Genomic DNA, 16,722 nt, shown 5'->3' with positions numbered 1-16,722 from the left:
TACAAATTATGATTAAAGTACCTCTGGAGCTAATGAAACAATTTTCATGAAACCTGCGTCACGCAATTCACGTGCAACTGGTCCAAAAATACGAGTACCACGTGGCTCGTCATTGTTGTTTAAAAGAACTGCGGCATTGTCTTCGAAACGGATATATGATCCATCCTTACGACGAATTTCTTTTTTAGTTCTTACAACTACGGCTTTAGAAACCGTACCTTTCTTCATGCTTGATGACGACAAAGCAGACTTCACTGTTACTACAATTTTGTCACCAATAGAAGCATATCTTTTTCCTGTACCGCCCAACACGCGGATAACCAGTACCTCTTTTGCACCTGAGTTATCAGCAACGCCGAGTCTTGATTCTTGCTGTACCATTGTTTGTTTGGTATATTAAAGATTGCGAAAAAATTAAATTTAACGATACACCACTAACTATATAGGGTAGTGATGTTGAACGTTGGATAAAAACTGGAGTAGTGAATTATTTCGCTTTCTCGATAATTTCAACTAATCTCCAACGCTTGTTCTTTGACAAAGGACGGGTTTCCATAACCTTCACTGTGTCACCGATTCCACATTCGTTACTTTCATCGTGAGCCATCAATTTGGAAGTTTTCAACATAAACTTACCATAAAGAGGGTGCTTAACTTTTCTGTCTACGGCGACGGTGATAGATTTATCCATCTTGTTGCTCACCACACGCCCAATCCTTACTTTTCTTAGATTTCTTTCCATCGTTGGATTTGGTTGTTTTAGATTGACCTCAAGCGGTATGTTGATGAGGTCTGTTCAGTTTAAATAAAATGATAGGAAATTCCTATTATTTAGAAGCTGCTGTAATAGCAGTTTCCAAACGAGCGATCAATTTGCGAGATTCACGCAAGCGCAAAGGGTTCTCGATTGGAGAAATAGCGTGAGCAAACTTCAAACGTGCCAAAGCATCTTTTTCTGAAGCTAGAGTTGCTTTCAACTCATCTAGGCTCAATTTTTGGATTTCTGCGTTCTTCATTATTTTATCAGTCATGGAGTCGTTAGAAGTTTTGAGGCTTCCAACGACATGATATACTATTCTTGATAATCTCTACGAACTACGAATTTAGTACGAAGTGGCAATTTTTGAGCCGCCAAACGAAGTGACTCTTGTGCCAATTCCAAAGGTACCCCAGCAGATTCGAATAAGATAGTTCCTGGTTTGATATTAGCTACCCAGTATTCTGGAGCACCTTTACCTTTACCCATACGAACTTCGGCTGGTTTCTTAGTGATTGGTTTGTCAGGGAAGATACGAATCCAAACCTGACCTTCACGTTTCATTGCACGAGTTACTGAGATACGAGCTGCTTCGATCTGACGAGCAGTGATACGTCCTGGCTCCAGAGCTTTGATAGCGAATGTACCGAAGTCAATTTCATGACCGCGAGTAGCCAAACCTTTCACTCTACCTTTCTGTTGCTTACGGAACTTGGTTCTTCTTGGTTGTAACATTGTCTTATGAAGTCTTTCAGTTCTAAGTCGTAAGTCATAAAGTACATTAAAGTAACTTTAGGACTTGCGACTTGAAACTAAGATTAAAAATTATCTCTTACCGCCTCCTCTGTTGTTGGCATTTCCTCCTTTACCACCACCACGGTTGTTGTTATTGTTGTTGTTACGACGCTGATCGCCACCACGACCGCCACGGTTGTCGCGTCCACGACGTCCGTTATCATCATCACGACCACCACGGTTGTTGTTACCACCACGAGAGTCGCCACCAGCTTGTTGAGCTGACATACCAGCATTTGGAGAAAGATCACGTTTTCCGTACACTTCGCCTTTACATACCCAAACTTTGATACCAATTTTACCATAAACTGTCAAAGCTTCAGATACTGCATAGTCGATATCGGCACGCAAAGTATGAAGAGGAATACGTCCTTCTTTGTATCCTTCTGAGCGAGCCATTTCAGCACCACCCAAACGACCAGAAAGCTTCAATTTGATACCTTGAGCACCTACTCTCATCGCAGAAGCAATAGATTGCTTCATTGCACGACGGAAAGAAATACGTGCTTCTAATTGTTGAGCGATAGTTTCGCCAATCAATTTAGCATCAATCTCAGGACGTTTAATTTCAAAGATGTTAATTTGAACATCTTTGCCTGTGATTTTCTTTAATTCTTCTTTGATTTTATCTACTTCTTGACCGCCCTTACCGATAACGACACCTGGGCGAGCAGTATTAATAGTCAAAGTAATACGTTTTAAAGTACGCTCAATGATTACCTTAGAGATTGCACCCTTTGGAATACGAGCGGCTACGTATTTACGGATTTTTTCATCCTCAACTAACTTGTCGGCAAAATTTTTACCGCCGTACCAGTTAGAATCCCAACCTCTGACGATACCAAGTCTAAGACCAACGGGGTTAACTTTCTGTCCCATTTTATGATATTTAGATGTTTTCTCTAATTATTCTTCTGATGTTACGATTGATGGAGCACTTGCTGAAGCAACCACTAATGTAATGTGGTTTGAGCGCTTCAAGATTCTGTACCCACGACCTTGTGGAGCTGGACGCAAACGCTTCAAAGAGCTACCGCCATCTACCGTAACGGTTTTAACGTACAAGTCGGCATCTTCCAACTTAACGTCTTCGTGCTTGTTTTGCCAGTTAGCAATTGCTGAGAGTAACAATTTCTCAACAAATCTAGCACCAACTTTAGGCTCATATTTCAAGATACCCAAAGCCTTGTTAACTTTCTGACCTCTAATCATGTCTACCACGATTCTCATTTTCTGAGGTGAAGTCGGAACATTGTTTAATTTAGCTACTGCTTCCATTTCTATAATTTCGGATTTAGGTTCTGGGATTTTGGATTATCAGGATTGAATCTTACAATCCGCAATCCTCATTCCACTATCCCCTATTATCTTTTGCCTTTATCTTTTTTAGCGATGTGACCACGGAAATTGCGTGTTGGAGCAAATTCACCAAGTTTATGTCCTACCATGTTTTCTGTTACATATACTGGGATAAACTTGTTACCGTTGTGCACTGCGAAAGTGTGTCCAACGAAATCAGGAGAAATCATTGAACGTCTTGACCAAGTTTTGATAACTGACTTTTTACCTGACTCATTCATAGCAATTACTTTGTTGTCAAGGCGGTAGTCAATATAAGGTCCTTTTTTTAATGAACGTGCCATCTATGTATTATTTCTTTCTACTGATGATTAGACGATTTGAATGCTTTTTCTTGTCGCGAGTTTTCTTACCTTTCGCTAACAAGCCGTTACGTGAACGTGGGTGACCTCCTGAAGAGCGACCCTCACCACCACCCATTGGGTGATCAACTGGGTTCATTACTACACCACGAACTCTTGGACGGCGGCCTAACCAACGGTGACGACCAGCTTTACCCAAGTTTGTATTCATGTGGTCAGCATTAGATACTGAACCAATTGTAGCCAAACAGTTCACTAACACCATACGCATTTCACCTGAAGGCAATTTCAATGTAGCATATTTGCTATCACGAGCCAACAATTGAGCATAAGTACCTGCAGAACGAGCTAATTCAGCACCACCACGAGGACGAAGCTCGATAGCGTGTACAATTGTACCTACTGGAATGCTTGACAATGGCATTGTGTTACCAACTTCAGGAGCTACTACTGTACCAGACACTACTGTCTGACCAACTTTCAAACCTGAAGGAGCAATGATGTATGACTTTTCACCATCTGTGTACTCGATCAATGCGATACGAGCTGTACGGTTTGGATCGTATTCAATTGTTAATACTGTAGCTTCTACATCGAACTTGTCGCGATAGAAGTCAATCAAACGATAACGACGCTTGTGACCACCACCAATATAGCGCATTGCGCGGTGACCAAAGGCGTTACGACCACCTGTTTTCTTAATTGGAGCCAACAACGGTTTATACGGTTTCGAAGCTGTGATTTCTTCGAAAGTTGGAGCGATACGTTGACGTTGACCCGGAGACGTTGGTTTTAATTTTCTAACTGCCATTTCTCTAGTTTGTTCAAATTATCGGGGTGAACACCCATAAATTGTTTGAAAGCTTTCGCTTTCTCACTGGTCTTAGATACCTTCGTAGAAATCGATTACTTCGCCTTTAGCTACTGTAACGACTGCTTTCTTGAAAGTAGAAGTATAACCAGTTGTGATTTTAGATTTTGTACTTCTTGATTTTTTCTTACCAAATTGACGAAGTGTATTTACAGATGCTACGTCAACTCCGTACATTTTCTTGATTTCTTTCGCAATTTCAATCTTGTTTGATTTCACTGCTACTTCGAAAACGTACTGACCGCCTTTCTGCAACTCCTGAGTTTTTTCAGTAAGAATTGGTCTTTTAATGATGCTCATTTCTTTATGACGTTAATTGTCATCAGTTTATGTTCTGATAACTATTTGCTGAAAGATGATTCGATTTTTGCAACAGCATCTTCTAAGATAACAAGACGAGTTGCATTTACTAAGTCATAAGTATTTACTTGTGCAGCTGAAATAACCTTAGTTTTTGGTAAGTTACGACCTGACAAGTAGATATTTTGGTTATCTTCTGGCAAAATCACCAAAGTCTTAGTATCTGTCAATGACAATGCGTTTAAGATAGCCAAGAAGCCTTTAGTTTTTGGAGTTTCCAAAGAGAAGTTCTCTAATACAGAAACCTCACCTGCTTGTGCTTTTGCAGCAAATGCAGACTGACGTGCCAAAGTCTTAACCTTTTTATTCAATTTGAAAGAGTAGTCACGTGGTACTGGGCCAAAAATACGACCACCACCTTTGAACAATGGTGATTTCATTGAACCTGCACGGGCACCACCTGTACCTTTTTGACGCTTCAACTTACGAGTTGAACGAGCAACTTCAGCTCTTTCTTTTGCTTTGTGCGTTCCTTGACGCTGGTTAGCCAAGAATTGCTTTACATCTAACCAAACAACGTGCTCGTTTGGCTCGATACCAAAGATTTCGTCAGAAAGTACTACTTTCTTACCTGAATCTTGGCCTTGTATATTTAATACTGATAATTCCATTTTTCAATTTGAAAATTTGTGAATTTGAAAATTTGAAAATCTTTATTCTTGATGGCCGAACCTACAATTGTGTGAAAGGCTAGCATCCTTTCAAATCTTCAAATTGATTATTTTTCAAGAATAACATAAGAGTTTTTCGCTCCTGGTACTGAACCTGACACTACGATAAGGTTTTTCTCAGCATAAACTTTCAATACTTGTAAGTTTTGAACTTTTACGCGGTTACCACCTGTACGACCCGCCATGCGAAGACCTTTGAATACACGAGATGGGAATGAACATGCACCAATAGAACCTGGGTGACGTCCACGGTTGTGTTGACCGTGTGTTTGACCACCAACACCACCAAATCCATGACGTTTAACAACACCTTGGAAACCTTTACCTTTTGAAGTACCGATTGCATCAACGAAATCGCCTTCTACAAAAAGCTCAGTAGTGATAACTGCACCTAATTCAAGTGATTGTTCGAAAGACTTGAACTCAACCAATTTTTTCTTTGGAGTAGTTCCTGCTTTTTTGAAGTGACCCAACAATGGTCTAGAAGTGTGCTTCTCTTTCTTCTCGCCGTAGCCTAATTGAATAGCGCTATAGCCTTCTTTTTCAACTGTTTTTACTTGCGTTACAACACAAGGGCCGGCTTCGATTAGCGTACAAGGAACAGCAGTGCCGTCAGCATTGTAGAGGCTAGTCATACCGATTTTCTTTCCGATAATTCCAGACATTTTATTATTGAATAAAACGTTAAAAAATAAAATAAAAAACTTATTTACAACGAGTTACGTTTTTGAGCTATTTGCTCGACGCAAAACGGACTGCAAAGGTCGGGATTTTATTTGGCACTAACAAAAAAGTGCACAAAAAAATCTCAAAACTATTTGAGTGACAGAAAATTGAGAAAAAAAGCGACAAGAAAAGTGCGGACGAGACTATGCTCGTGAGACGAGTCCTGTGTAGCTTAATACTCAACTTTGCAAACTGGGCATTCAGTAAAGCAAGCCAGTATCAGTTCTGACACTAATCAACCACTGTAGTTCTTTGCGGGGCTTCGTGGTTGTACTTTCCAAAGAAGATTATCTTTTAATTCGTATCTCTTAAATTCTTACTGAGTTCTGCCAACCCTTTGTAAGACACAGCGAATTGCGATACCTTAATTGGACTGCAAAATTAGAGAATAGTTTTTGAAATACAATGAGTTACATCGAAAAAAAAATATTTTTTTTCATTTTTTTTTACCCTCAATAAAACATGGGTTATCCCGAATTTCGGAATAGTATTATTATCTAGTTGTTTATCAAAAAAGCGGTCGAAAATTGTTTTTCAACCGCTTTGAATATTAGAATACTGGATGACTCATTTTTAGACGTAAAACATTACGTCTCTACTGTTAAAAGATAGATTTAAAGAATAATCACTCATCTACTCAATCTCAAATTCACTCAATAAAGGATGACTCATCTACAATTAATATATTTCCTGATTTAGTAGACTCTATAAATTGCCTTTTTTCAATTCTTTTACAGCAAAGTCAGCGGCTCTCGCCGATAGTGCCATATACGTTAATGATGGGTTCACATTGGATGATGATGTCATACAAGCTCCGTCGGTTACAAAAACGTTTGAACAACCCCAAACTTGATTCTGAGAGTTCAATACTGATGTTTTGGAGTCTCGTCCCATCCGAGCAGTCCCCATCTCGTGAATGCTTAAACCAAAACCTGGTTGGTAGTCATACGTTTCTACATTTTTAAAACCTGAAGATTCCAACATCTCAGCTGCGTCATTCTTCATATCGATACGCATCTTGCGTTCATTCTCTCCAAACTCTGCCGACATAATCATTTGCGGCTGCCCCCACTTATCTTTTTGGTCTTTGCTCAATCTGACATGATTTTTATAATCTGGTAATGTTTCGGCAAAACCCATAATATCTAAGTTCCACTCTCCGAGTGGTTGTGTGATTTGTGTTTTAAAATCAGCGCCAAACTCTTCTTGAGACTCTCCTCTATCTTTTGAACTACCTCCTTCATAACCAAATCCACGCAAGTAATCACGCTTATCGCTTCCAATGTTTCGATAACGAGGAATATAAATCGCATTAGGGCGTCGTCCTAGGTAATATTTATCATTATAACCGTCGTGTTTTCCTCGTGCGCCAATACCAAAATGGTGATCCATCAAATAATGACCTAATGCACCACTGTCATTACCTAATCCATTGGGAAAACGATTGGATGTAGAATTCATCAAAATATAGGTTGAGCCTAATGCTGAAGCATTCAGAAAAATCACCTTTGCATAAAACTCCGTCCATTCATGGGTATTTTCATCAATAACTCTTACACCAGTAGCTTTCCCTTTTTTCTCATCGTATATAATGGAGTTGACAATCGAATGTGGACGAATGGTAAGATTACCAGTTTTGCGTGCTGCAGGAAAAGTTGCAGACTGCGAACTAAAATAAGCACCAAATGGACATCCTCTCATACACATATCTCGAAGCTGGCACTTAGCACGACCCAATGCCAATTGTTCAGGAGTCGGCTGCGTAAGGTTTGCCGTACGTGAGTGAATCACATGGCGATTAGGAAATTTTGTTTTGAGCTCTTTCCCAAAATGTTCTTCAACACAAGTCATTGGAATGGGTGGCTGGTAAACGCCATCGGGCAAGTGCGGAATACCATCACGGTTACCTGCAATACCTGCAAACTTTTCGGCATGAGCATACCATGGAGCAAGATCTTTATATCGAATAGGCCAATCTACACCTATACCTTCTTTAGCATTGGCTTCCAAATCCATATCGCTCAAACGTAAAGAAACTCTCCCCCAAGTAATAGACTTACCTCCTACTTGCCAACTTCTAATCCAATCAAAGCGTTTTTCTTCGACATAAGGAAAATCTATGTCTTTGGCAAAATGATGTTTGGTAGATTCAGTAATGGTGAAACCTGTACGCTGATGGATTGGATAATCTTTCATTTCCTCTAGAGGCACTTGACCTCCGTGTGGAAATTCCCACGGATTCATCAATGCTGTATGATAGTCTTTTACATGCTCTATCATACGACCACGTTCGAGCACTAACACTTTTAGTCCTCTTTCGGTAAGTTCTTTGGCCGACCATCCGCCACTTACGCCCGAACCAACCACTATGGCATCGTAAGTATTCTTTTCTTTATTTGGTAAAATATACATAAGTCTTTGAAAATTGGGACTTGAATAATTCATTTCAAAAATCTCAAGTTAATCCTTTTTTTCTACAACTCAATCCAGAGTTGACTGGCATTTGTTTTATTTTTTATCAATAAAATTAAATATGTTTTTCTGCCAGCAATAATCTATTTGACAAAAATTCGAATGTATTCATTCCATACTTCAAATATTTAGAGTCGCAAAGAATAGTTATCATTCATAAACCGATGGTCTTCTTTATCTTTGCAAAAGATTAATACCTTGATTTATGAAAATAACCATTATTACTGTTTCTTTCAATAGCGAAGCTACTATCAGACAAACAATCGACAGTGTTTTGTCACAAGACTACCCAAATGTTGAGTATATAGTTGTGGATGGAGCTTCAAAAGATGGAACAGTTGATATATTAAAATCTTACGGCGATCGCATCAAGTACATTTCAGAAAAAGATAAAGGAATTTATGATGCTCTCAACAAAGGATTAAAACTTGCAACTGGCGATGTTGTTGGTACGATTGGTTCAGATGATTTTTTGCCCAATTCGAGTGTACTTGATCATGTGGCAGAGGCCTTTATACAAACTGGAAAAGATGTTATTTACGGAGACTTACAATACATCAATCCTGATAACGACGAAAAAATTGTCAGATATTGGAGTTCGGGAGAATATAATGTTGAAAATTGGCTTAAAGGTTGGATGCCACCACATCTTTCATGTTATATCAAAAGAGAAGCTTTTGTGAAATACGGAAACTATATCACAGACTTCACCTGTTCTGGCGATTATGAGCTTATGCTGCGTATGATGTACAAACACAGGCTATCGGCGGGTTATATTCCTGAAGTATTGATGACTATGAGAAATGGTGGCACTAGCACAGCATCATGGAAGCACCGCTACCGTGCCAACATGGAGGACCGTCGAGCATGGAAACTCAATCAATTGAAGCCTAAATGGTACACTCTTTGGATGAAGCCACTATCTAAAATTAGTCAACTATTTACTTAATCTTAAGGCGCTTGGCAATCTCTAAAATATAGGATTGCCAAGCGTTGGTATTTATACATCTGCTACTTTGAATGGTTTTATTTCTACTTTTTCCCAAACGCTCATAGTTATGTAAGGGTCGTTGTTATACCAATCATAGAGTGCTTCTTCTGTTTCAAATTGTACAATCATAGATGAGCCTATCATTTTGCCTTCATCATTTAGAATAGCTCCACCAATAATAAAGTTACCATTGGCTTTAAGTTGTTTGGCTACTACAAGATGATGTGGACGAGCGGTCATTCTACGTTCAAGAGCTTGTTTGTCTGTGCCATCATAGGCATAAATCACATACTGCTTCATTTTACAAATGAGTTATTTATCAATGGTTAATTATTCTTTTATTTAGTAGAATACTTCCTTTAAAAGATTTATTCCATTCTCTGGCAGATAATATTCTACAATATCTTAAATACTTCTTTCAAATACCTATATTTAAAAATCGAAACATAAATTGACGATTACGCCAATAACTTTGAATAAGTATTGATGCTTATTCAAAGTTAGTCTCTTCTAACAAGATTTTTACTTTATGAAGCCCAATATGATTGCATTTGTGAGACGCTTTGTAGATTTCTCTGATGAAGAAATCACAGCAGCTCATAGCCTCTTTGAAGAAAAGTTTATTAAAAAAGGGGAATATTTTATTAAGTCAGGAGAATATAATACCGCTATTGGTTTTATCAACAAAGGCTTAATGAGAACTTTTTTTGTGCAAAATAACCAAGAAACCACTTTTCAATTAGCGCTAGAAAACCAGTTTGTAACCAGCATGACTTGTTATGTGCTCAATCAGCCGAGCAATGATTACATTCAGGCTATTGAAGATACAGATATATGTGTTATCTCAAAAGAGACTCTTGAAAAGCTTTGTAACCAATATCATAACTGGGATAAATTTGGAAGACTTACTTATGAGCAAGTAGCTCTTGAACAAGAGATACGTTTACGTTCGTTTATTTCGGAAACAGCACAAGAGCGATACGAAAAGATGCTTCAATTTCAACCTGAATTAATCAATAGAGTTCCACAAGTATATCTCTCCAACTTTCTAGGTATAACGCCTCAATCGTTGAGTCGATTACGAAGAAATATTAGATAATAAAAAAGCTCGGTTGATTATAACCGAGCTTTTTTATTATCTCTTATATGAATGAGACAGCGTTTCAACCAACTCACCTCTTGCTAACTTTTCGGCTTTTTCGAAGCTTCTTAATGCCTTTTGAAGCGTTTCATCGGTGGTACTCATTACTTGATAATACTCATTATTTAAGCCATTGTTGATGGTCTTCTTGGACCAAACATTTCTGGCAATATAGGCTTTCACTTGGGCTTTTATGTAAGGGAGTGAACGCTGATATTCTTTTTCACTATGTTGTACTTTTGTTTGTTTTGCTAAAGCCTTGAGAGAAGCTAACATATCATCCGAAACAACAAACTGCTTATTAAATTCTTTAAATGACTGTTTACTTAGCTCGTTTTGATGGCTATTAGCATAATTAAGTGCTATTTCACGAATAATATTTTTGCCCCATAAGTCCGAAATATACTTTGTATAATAAGTTGTATCACGACCCACAAACACATCTGGTGTAATACCACCACCTCCATATACTACTCTACCGCCAGTGGTACGATACTTTAGCTTTTCATTGAATTTGATACTATCTGAATTGAATAACTCTCCTCGTTTAATACGGTCGTCATAATCTTTATCGTATTCCTTTTCATGTCCTAATAAATACGGTTTCTGAATGCTTCGTCCGCTTGGAGTGTAATATCTAGAAATCGTTAATCGTAGTTCAGAGCCATCTGATAAACTCACAGGCATTTGGACTAATCCTTTACCAAAGGAACGACGCCCAACAATCAAGGCACGGTCGTTATCTTGTAAAGCCCCAGCAACAATTTCTGATGCAGAAGCACTGTTTTCGTCGATAAGTACCATGACTGCCCCTTTCTCAAAAATACCATCAAACTTAGTCATGGTTTTGGAGTCATATTGTGTTCCCTTTCCATCGGTGTACACAATCATTTTGTCTCCTCCCAATAACTCATCAACAACCTTTTCGGCTCTATCTTTATAGCCACCAGGATTGCCACGCAAGTCTAACATAAGGCGTTTGGCACCTTGGTTCTTGAGTGTGGTCAAGATATTGCGAAACTCTTGATAGGTAGATTCCATGAATCTATCTATTTTAATATAAGCCGTTTGATTATCGACCATGTATCCAGCACTTACCGAAAATGTAGGAATTCTGTCACGTGTAACGGTATAAGTATGTGGTGCAGACTCACCATGGCGCAAAATTTCTACTTTTACTTCCGTACCTCTTTTTCCTCGAAGTTTATTAAAAATAACATTTGAATTAACCTTTGGACCTACCAATGAAGCCCCATCAGCAGCCACGAGCATATCGCCACTACGAATACCTACTAGCTCAGCAGGACCGCCAGGCATGGCACTCATTACATAGACTGTATCGTTGAAAAGATTGTATTCGATACCAATACCATCAAATCCAGCCTCAAGTTGAGTTCGAGCCATGGCAGCTTCTTCTGTACCAAAGTAGGCTGTATGAGGATCTAATTTTTCAAGCATTTTTTTGATAGAGTAATCTACCAATGTATCAGTATTGACAGAGTCAACATAGCTAGTTTCGACAAGAGAAAGGATTTCTCGAAATTTATTAACTCCACGAGAAATATTACTCATTTTGGATTGTCCTCCAAAAAAGTTAGCTCCAATAAGCATCCCTCCTACTACCGAAATAGCTACAATAATGGGAAGTTTGACGACGAGTGAACTATTAACTGGCTGCTTATCCTTCATCATACTAATTTAATTAATCTTCATACTTTCAAATCTATATAAAGTTACAAAAAACTACTACCCGACCAATCATTTTGATGTAACTTTGTTAAAACTAACTTAAAATCAATGGGACGTGTACTTGCAGTAGATTATGGAACCAAACGTGTCGGGCTAGCTGTGACTGACCCACTCAAAATTATTGCATCGGCTTTGGATACAGTACATTCAAAAGATGTCATACAATATTTGATAGATTATTCAAAGAAAGAGGAAGTAGAATGCTTTGTGGTAGGAATGCCAGTACATTTAGACGGATCAGACACCAACAATACAGTACATGTAAAGACTTTTGTAAAACATCTACAAAAAGCTTTTCCTGAAACGCCAATTCATTTGCATGATGAGCGTTTTACATCGCGTATGGCTTTACAATCTATGATACTTGGAGGTGCTTCTAAAAAAGACAGAAGCCAGAAAGGAAATATTGATAAGGTATCTGCCACAATTATTTTACAATCCTTTATGGAGAAATTATCGCTAGGAGGTTTATAAAACTTGGGGATGTGCGTCTAGAATAAAACTAAAATAAAAAGGGCTGCTTTGCAACAGCCCTTTTCGTTTTATTTCTGAACCACTTTTGCAAATCTGTGGTAGAAAGGAGTTTTACTATTAGAATCTTTTGGCATGTATTTACCTGTAATAATTGGCACATACATTACACGACGACGAGAAGCTTCACCAAAGTTTGGAGATACTTCTACGCGATGCCATAAACGACCATCATGTACAGTCAAGTCTCCAGCGTTGATATCAAAACCAACTTCACGAGCATCTGGAGTGTGATCGATAAATTGTTTTTTACCGAACAACAATTTCAATACACTTTGGTTTTGAGTACCAGGCAATACTCTTAATCCTCCGTTTGACATTGGGCAATCATCCAAGTGAATACCTACGTTGAGCATAGGAAGGATTTTTTGTCCCAAAAACAAATCACGTGGGCTGTCTGTATGCCATCCCATTTGTGAGAACTTCGAGTTTTGAGCGTTGATATAATGGTTAAATACAAGACCATCTTTTTCGTTCTCACTGATACGTCCGTCGTAAGGGGCAAGTAGTTCAATCAACAATTGCAAACGAGGGTCTTTAACTAATTCGCCTAACACCTTACTATATTTGTTAGTAAAGCACATACGCTGAATCATCTTGTCCCCATTTTCGTTCTTCCCGAACTTCAGCGGAATACCATTGATTTTCTCAACACCTTCGTCAAGCCATTGCTTTTCGATTTTTTGCAATTCGTCGATGAAAAGTTTTACTGTATCTTGATTTATGAAGTTTTTGAACTGAATAATTCCATATTTGCGGAAATACTCCTTTTGTTCATCGGTTAACTTCTCACCGAGGGTGAAGGTTTTATTCTCAAACTTTACCATTTCTAAAATTGTACAAAATAAAGTTTAACGTTTTGATCTCATGGTTAGCGTGTGCGGTTGGGCAGAACTACAAACGCAATTTTTTAAGTGGTTATTTTAGCGAAAATATCTTTGCTAAAACGTTGCAAATTAAAAGAATGTAATGAAACTTTAAACGTTTTGTAATATTTTTATTATTATCGCTCGAAAAAATCATATTTATTTAGAAAAATATCTAATTCAATAGTAACTCTCTCTGTACTTGGTGGATTAGTAAAACAAATATAAGTTATATTATCAAATAAAAATATCAAAGGTGTTAAGAATGGCAACTATACAGGATTATTGGATTTAAGTAATTTTTAGATATTACTATTCTAAATCAATAGACTTATTCTTAAAAACGTTTCAAAGCCATTTCAGAGACGGTTTGTCCAATTGACAGCGATGAAGTCGCCGCTGGTGACGGAGCATTTAAGATATTTATCACTTTAGTGTCTTCGATAATCGAGAAATCATCGAGTAAGCCTCCTTCTCGGTCACAAGCTTGAGCTCTAACTCCTGCTCCACCTTCTATCAAATCACTTTCTTGAATATCTGGAATTAGCTCTTGTAGTGCTTTGGTAAAAGCTGCTTTTGAGAAACTACGATACATTTCGCCTAAACCCGTTTCCCAATATTTCATTGCTACTTTCTGAAAACCAGGCCAAGTAAGGGTTTCATAAAGTTCTTTTGCATTGATATCCATTTTTTTGTACCCTTCACGACGAAACGCTAAAACGGCATTTGGTCCAGCTTCAATACCTCCACGCATCATACGAGTAAAGTGAACACCCAAGAAAGGAAAATTAGGGTCAGGTACAGGATAGATAAGGTTTTTTACTAAGTAATGTTTTTCAGGACGAATTTTATAATACTCGCCACGGAATGGAATAATACGAACATTAATTGGGTTTTCTTGTGACATTTGGGCTACTTTGTCCGAATACAAACCGCCACAATTTATAACCAATTTGGTTTCATACGTATTGCGTTCGGTTTTAACAATAGATAAAGAATGTCCTTTTGTTATTCCGATTACCTTTTCTCCAAAATTCAACTCTGCACCATAACTACGAAGTTTTTCTGCATATTTTTCACTTACCACCTTATAGTCTACAATACCCGTTTGAGGTACCCACATACCTTCTACACTCGTTACATAAGGCTCGTATTCTTTTACTTCCTGTGCCGAAATTTTTCGCAATCCTTCTAAACCATTTTGCTGACCACGCACATAAAGATTATTCAATAATGGGCGTTGCTCTTCGTTGGTTGCTACTACAACTTTGCCTGTTATTTCGAAGGGTATTTGTTCTTTTTCACAAAAGTCAATCAACATATTATAGCCACGTATGCAATTGGTAGCCTTCAGTGAGCCTGGTTTATAATACAATCCTGAGTGAATTACACCTGAATTATTTCCTGTTTGGTGCTTGGCTACTTCAGTCTCTTTTTCTAGTACTAATACCTTCAAATCAGGTCGTTGTTCTTTTATTTTGAGTGCCGTTGCCAAACCAACGATTCCACCACCAATTACTATAATATCTTGCTGCATTGTCAATATCTTATGATTTTTTTTAAGAGACCACAAAGATACAAAAAGACCCGTAAGGTTTTTATTCTTACGGGCTTATATCATACTCAATCTAGAGATATATCTTAGATTTTTAACTTCAATTTGCTCGAACTGGATTCGATTTCTAATTCGTCGCTTGTTAGTGTCTCTATTGCATAAGTAATTGGAGAGCCAATACCAATTTGGGTACTGATAGCATTACCATCAGAACTCAACTCCCATTTCCCTTGAAGAGAGGTATTTGCCGATGCCAGCATAAAAGTACCATCAGACTTAAATATGTAGGTGAATTTTGAATAATCTGACGTAAGACCTATTCCGTCTTTTACAGAGTAATTCGTAAAAGTAGAACCATCGGGGTTTTTGGTCACATACAAATAAAACTTCCAAGTCTTATCTACTAATAGCTTCTTTCTTGCGTTTGTTAACTGAAGCGAAGCTATAGCCTCGGCATTGGGATTGATTGCTTCGTTGCAACTTTGTGCCGATAGCATTCCTATGAATAATGTTAGTGATAAATATAGCTTTTTCATCCTATGTTCTCTCAAAAGATTGAAATAGTTAAAGTAGTTTGCAAAGAGAAAACGTAAAATAAGCACTTTGAAATATATTTTTCATTAAAATTGCCCAACTTCTATTAAACATTATTTAAAATCATGAAAAACACACTCCTCAAAACCTCATTTATGGGTTTGTTCTGTCTTTTTTCAACGCTTATTTTTTCGCAAGGAATGAAAGAGCCTGCCAAAAAATATCAAGTTAAAATAAGGGTGTATGACAAAGAAACCCAAGAGGAACTCACTGGCACTTATCTTAAATTAATTAACTTAACTAAAAACAAATTAGCTGATTCGACGGTAGTGCTCGATGGATACGCCACCTTTACATTGGAGAGAGGTTTTGATTATGATATTGTTGGACAGCGCACGAGATATTTAACCAAAAGAACCAATTTTAACGCGGCATGTTATCTACAAGATCCTCAAAAAGTATTTTGCATTGCAGGTATTGAGATTGAAAATATGTCGAGAATGGGTGGTGGAACAGACTTGATAGAGGGGGCAATAGGGATGAGGCGCATCAAATTAAATGATGTTTTCAAGGTCGAAAATATTCATTATGATTTCAACAAGTCAAATATTCGACCCGATGCGGCAAAAGAATTAGATAAGTTAATCCAATTATTAACTGATAATGTTGGTATCAGTGTCGAACTAGGCTCACATACCGACAGTCGAGCAGGTGCTGATTATAATGTAAATCTTTCACAAAAAAGAGCCGAAGCTGCTGTGGAATATATTGTAAGCCATGGAAAAATAGCGAAGACTCGTATTGTTGCTAAAGGATATGGTGAAAGCCAATTAGTCAACAAATGCGCCGATGGCATAAATTGTAGTGAGATTGAACATGCTGCGAATCGCCGCACAGAGATTAAAATTACAGGATATGCCGTTAATGGTGTTCCTATTGATATAAAGTAGATGCAAACCTATTTCTTTGACATTTAAAGTCTAGAAAATATATTTATTCTTTGGTAATCAGACTACTCATTTAAAAAGTAAAGCACCGTAAG

Annotated in this window: 21 protein-coding genes; 4 read left to right on the top strand and 17 right to left on the bottom strand. The window is 37.8% G+C overall.

What is annotated here, in order from left to right; genetic code table 11:
* Window positions 1–12 precede the first annotated feature (12 nt).
* The 12 genes from rplN to QM491_RS17015 form a co-directional block, all read right to left on the bottom strand.
* Window positions 13–381 (bottom strand): 50S ribosomal protein L14, encoded by a 369-nt coding sequence (gene rplN, locus QM491_RS17070; protein WP_166549701.1) that lies wholly within the window; start codon window positions 379–381, stop codon window positions 13–15.
* A gap of 106 nt (window positions 382–487) precedes the next feature.
* Window positions 488–742: a 30S ribosomal protein S17 gene (rpsQ, locus tag QM491_RS17065; protein ID WP_283328800.1), complete on the bottom strand. Its 255-nt coding sequence runs from the start codon at window positions 740–742 to the stop codon at window positions 488–490.
* Window positions 743–827: 85 nt separating this feature from the next.
* Window positions 828–1,016, bottom strand: coding sequence for a 50S ribosomal protein L29 (gene rpmC / locus QM491_RS17060; protein ID WP_095160810.1), 189 nt, complete (start codon window positions 1,014–1,016; stop codon window positions 828–830).
* Window positions 1,017–1,072: 56 nt separating this feature from the next.
* A complete protein-coding gene (rplP, locus tag QM491_RS17055) occupies window positions 1,073–1,492 on the bottom strand; it encodes a 50S ribosomal protein L16 (RefSeq protein ID WP_095160748.1) in 420 nt (139 codons plus the stop codon).
* 90 nt (window positions 1,493–1,582) lie between these two features.
* Entirely contained in the window at window positions 1,583–2,431 is an 849-nt protein-coding gene (gene rpsC, locus QM491_RS17050; RefSeq protein ID WP_283328799.1) for a 30S ribosomal protein S3, read from the bottom strand.
* Window positions 2,432–2,458: 27 nt separating this feature from the next.
* Complete coding sequence (rplV, locus tag QM491_RS17045; RefSeq protein ID WP_283328798.1) at window positions 2,459–2,830, bottom strand: 50S ribosomal protein L22; 372 nt, start codon at window positions 2,828–2,830, stop codon at window positions 2,459–2,461.
* Between the two features lie 86 nt (window positions 2,831–2,916).
* Window positions 2,917–3,195, bottom strand: coding sequence for a 30S ribosomal protein S19 (gene rpsS / locus QM491_RS17040; protein ID WP_095160751.1), 279 nt, complete (start codon window positions 3,193–3,195; stop codon window positions 2,917–2,919).
* A gap of 7 nt (window positions 3,196–3,202) precedes the next feature.
* Complete coding sequence (gene rplB / locus QM491_RS17035; RefSeq protein ID WP_283328797.1) at window positions 3,203–4,024, bottom strand: 50S ribosomal protein L2; 822 nt, start codon at window positions 4,022–4,024, stop codon at window positions 3,203–3,205.
* Window positions 4,025–4,096: 72 nt separating this feature from the next.
* Window positions 4,097–4,384, bottom strand: coding sequence for a 50S ribosomal protein L23 (gene rplW, locus QM491_RS17030; RefSeq protein ID WP_283328796.1), 288 nt, complete (start codon window positions 4,382–4,384; stop codon window positions 4,097–4,099).
* Window positions 4,385–4,425: 41 nt separating this feature from the next.
* The gene (gene rplD / locus QM491_RS17025; RefSeq protein ID WP_283328795.1) at window positions 4,426–5,055 is read right to left on the bottom strand and encodes a 50S ribosomal protein L4; all 630 of its coding nucleotides are present in this window, start codon (window positions 5,053–5,055) and stop codon (window positions 4,426–4,428) included.
* A 107-nt stretch (window positions 5,056–5,162) separates the two neighbouring features.
* Window positions 5,163–5,780: a 50S ribosomal protein L3 gene (gene rplC / locus QM491_RS17020; protein WP_166549698.1), complete on the bottom strand. Its 618-nt coding sequence runs from the start codon at window positions 5,778–5,780 to the stop codon at window positions 5,163–5,165.
* 766 nt (window positions 5,781–6,546) lie between these two features.
* Window positions 6,547–8,253: a GMC oxidoreductase gene (locus QM491_RS17015; protein WP_283328794.1), complete on the bottom strand. Its 1,707-nt coding sequence runs from the start codon at window positions 8,251–8,253 to the stop codon at window positions 6,547–6,549.
* A gap of 265 nt (window positions 8,254–8,518) precedes the next feature.
* Between QM491_RS17015 and QM491_RS17010 the strand changes: the two genes are divergently transcribed.
* The gene (locus QM491_RS17010) at window positions 8,519–9,262 is read left to right on the top strand and encodes a glycosyltransferase family 2 protein (protein ID WP_283328793.1); all 744 of its coding nucleotides are present in this window, start codon (window positions 8,519–8,521) and stop codon (window positions 9,260–9,262) included.
* A 51-nt stretch (window positions 9,263–9,313) separates the two neighbouring features.
* Here the strand turns inward: QM491_RS17010 and QM491_RS17005 are convergent, their stop codons facing one another.
* On the bottom strand, window positions 9,314–9,604 hold the full coding sequence (locus tag QM491_RS17005) for a YciI family protein (protein ID WP_283328792.1): 291 nt from the start codon (window positions 9,602–9,604) through the stop codon (window positions 9,314–9,316).
* A 229-nt stretch (window positions 9,605–9,833) separates the two neighbouring features.
* On the opposite strand from QM491_RS17005, the gene QM491_RS17000 reads away from it, so the two are divergent.
* Window positions 9,834–10,403, top strand: a complete 570-nt coding sequence (locus QM491_RS17000; protein ID WP_283328791.1) for a Crp/Fnr family transcriptional regulator — start codon at window positions 9,834–9,836, stop codon at window positions 10,401–10,403.
* Between the two features lie 36 nt (window positions 10,404–10,439).
* On the opposite strand, the gene QM491_RS16995 is transcribed toward QM491_RS17000, so the two are convergent.
* The gene (locus QM491_RS16995; protein ID WP_310589580.1) at window positions 10,440–12,137 is read right to left on the bottom strand and encodes a S41 family peptidase; all 1,698 of its coding nucleotides are present in this window, start codon (window positions 12,135–12,137) and stop codon (window positions 10,440–10,442) included.
* 105 nt (window positions 12,138–12,242) lie between these two features.
* Here QM491_RS16995 and ruvX point away from each other — a divergent pair, with 105 nt between their 5' ends.
* Window positions 12,243–12,668 carry a Holliday junction resolvase RuvX gene (gene ruvX / locus QM491_RS16990; RefSeq protein ID WP_283328790.1) on the top strand — a complete coding sequence of 142 codons (426 nt, stop codon included), beginning with the start codon at window positions 12,243–12,245 and terminating at the stop codon, window positions 12,666–12,668.
* A 68-nt stretch (window positions 12,669–12,736) separates the two neighbouring features.
* On the opposite strand, the gene QM491_RS16985 is transcribed toward ruvX, so the two are convergent.
* The 3 genes from QM491_RS16985 to QM491_RS16975 form a co-directional block, all read right to left on the bottom strand.
* A complete protein-coding gene (locus tag QM491_RS16985; RefSeq protein ID WP_283328789.1) occupies window positions 12,737–13,552 on the bottom strand; it encodes a phytanoyl-CoA dioxygenase family protein in 816 nt (271 codons plus the stop codon).
* Window positions 13,553–13,928: 376 nt separating this feature from the next.
* Complete coding sequence (lhgD, locus tag QM491_RS16980; RefSeq protein WP_283328788.1) at window positions 13,929–15,128, bottom strand: L-2-hydroxyglutarate dehydrogenase; 1,200 nt, start codon at window positions 15,126–15,128, stop codon at window positions 13,929–13,931.
* A 104-nt stretch (window positions 15,129–15,232) separates the two neighbouring features.
* Window positions 15,233–15,682, bottom strand: coding sequence for a hypothetical protein (locus tag QM491_RS16975; RefSeq protein WP_283328787.1), 450 nt, complete (start codon window positions 15,680–15,682; stop codon window positions 15,233–15,235).
* Between the two features lie 123 nt (window positions 15,683–15,805).
* Here QM491_RS16975 and QM491_RS16970 point away from each other — a divergent pair, with 123 nt between their 5' ends.
* Window positions 15,806–16,630: an OmpA family protein gene (locus QM491_RS16970; protein ID WP_283328786.1), complete on the top strand. Its 825-nt coding sequence runs from the start codon at window positions 15,806–15,808 to the stop codon at window positions 16,628–16,630.
* Window positions 16,631–16,722: the final 92 nt, after the last annotated feature.

This window comes from Flectobacillus longus (assembly GCF_030056705.1).
In the GTDB taxonomy this organism is placed as follows: domain Bacteria; phylum Bacteroidota; class Bacteroidia; order Cytophagales; family Spirosomataceae; genus Flectobacillus; species Flectobacillus longus.
The sequence above is the reverse complement of the archived record's forward strand: the minus strand, read 5'-3'. Positions and strand labels throughout refer to the sequence as shown.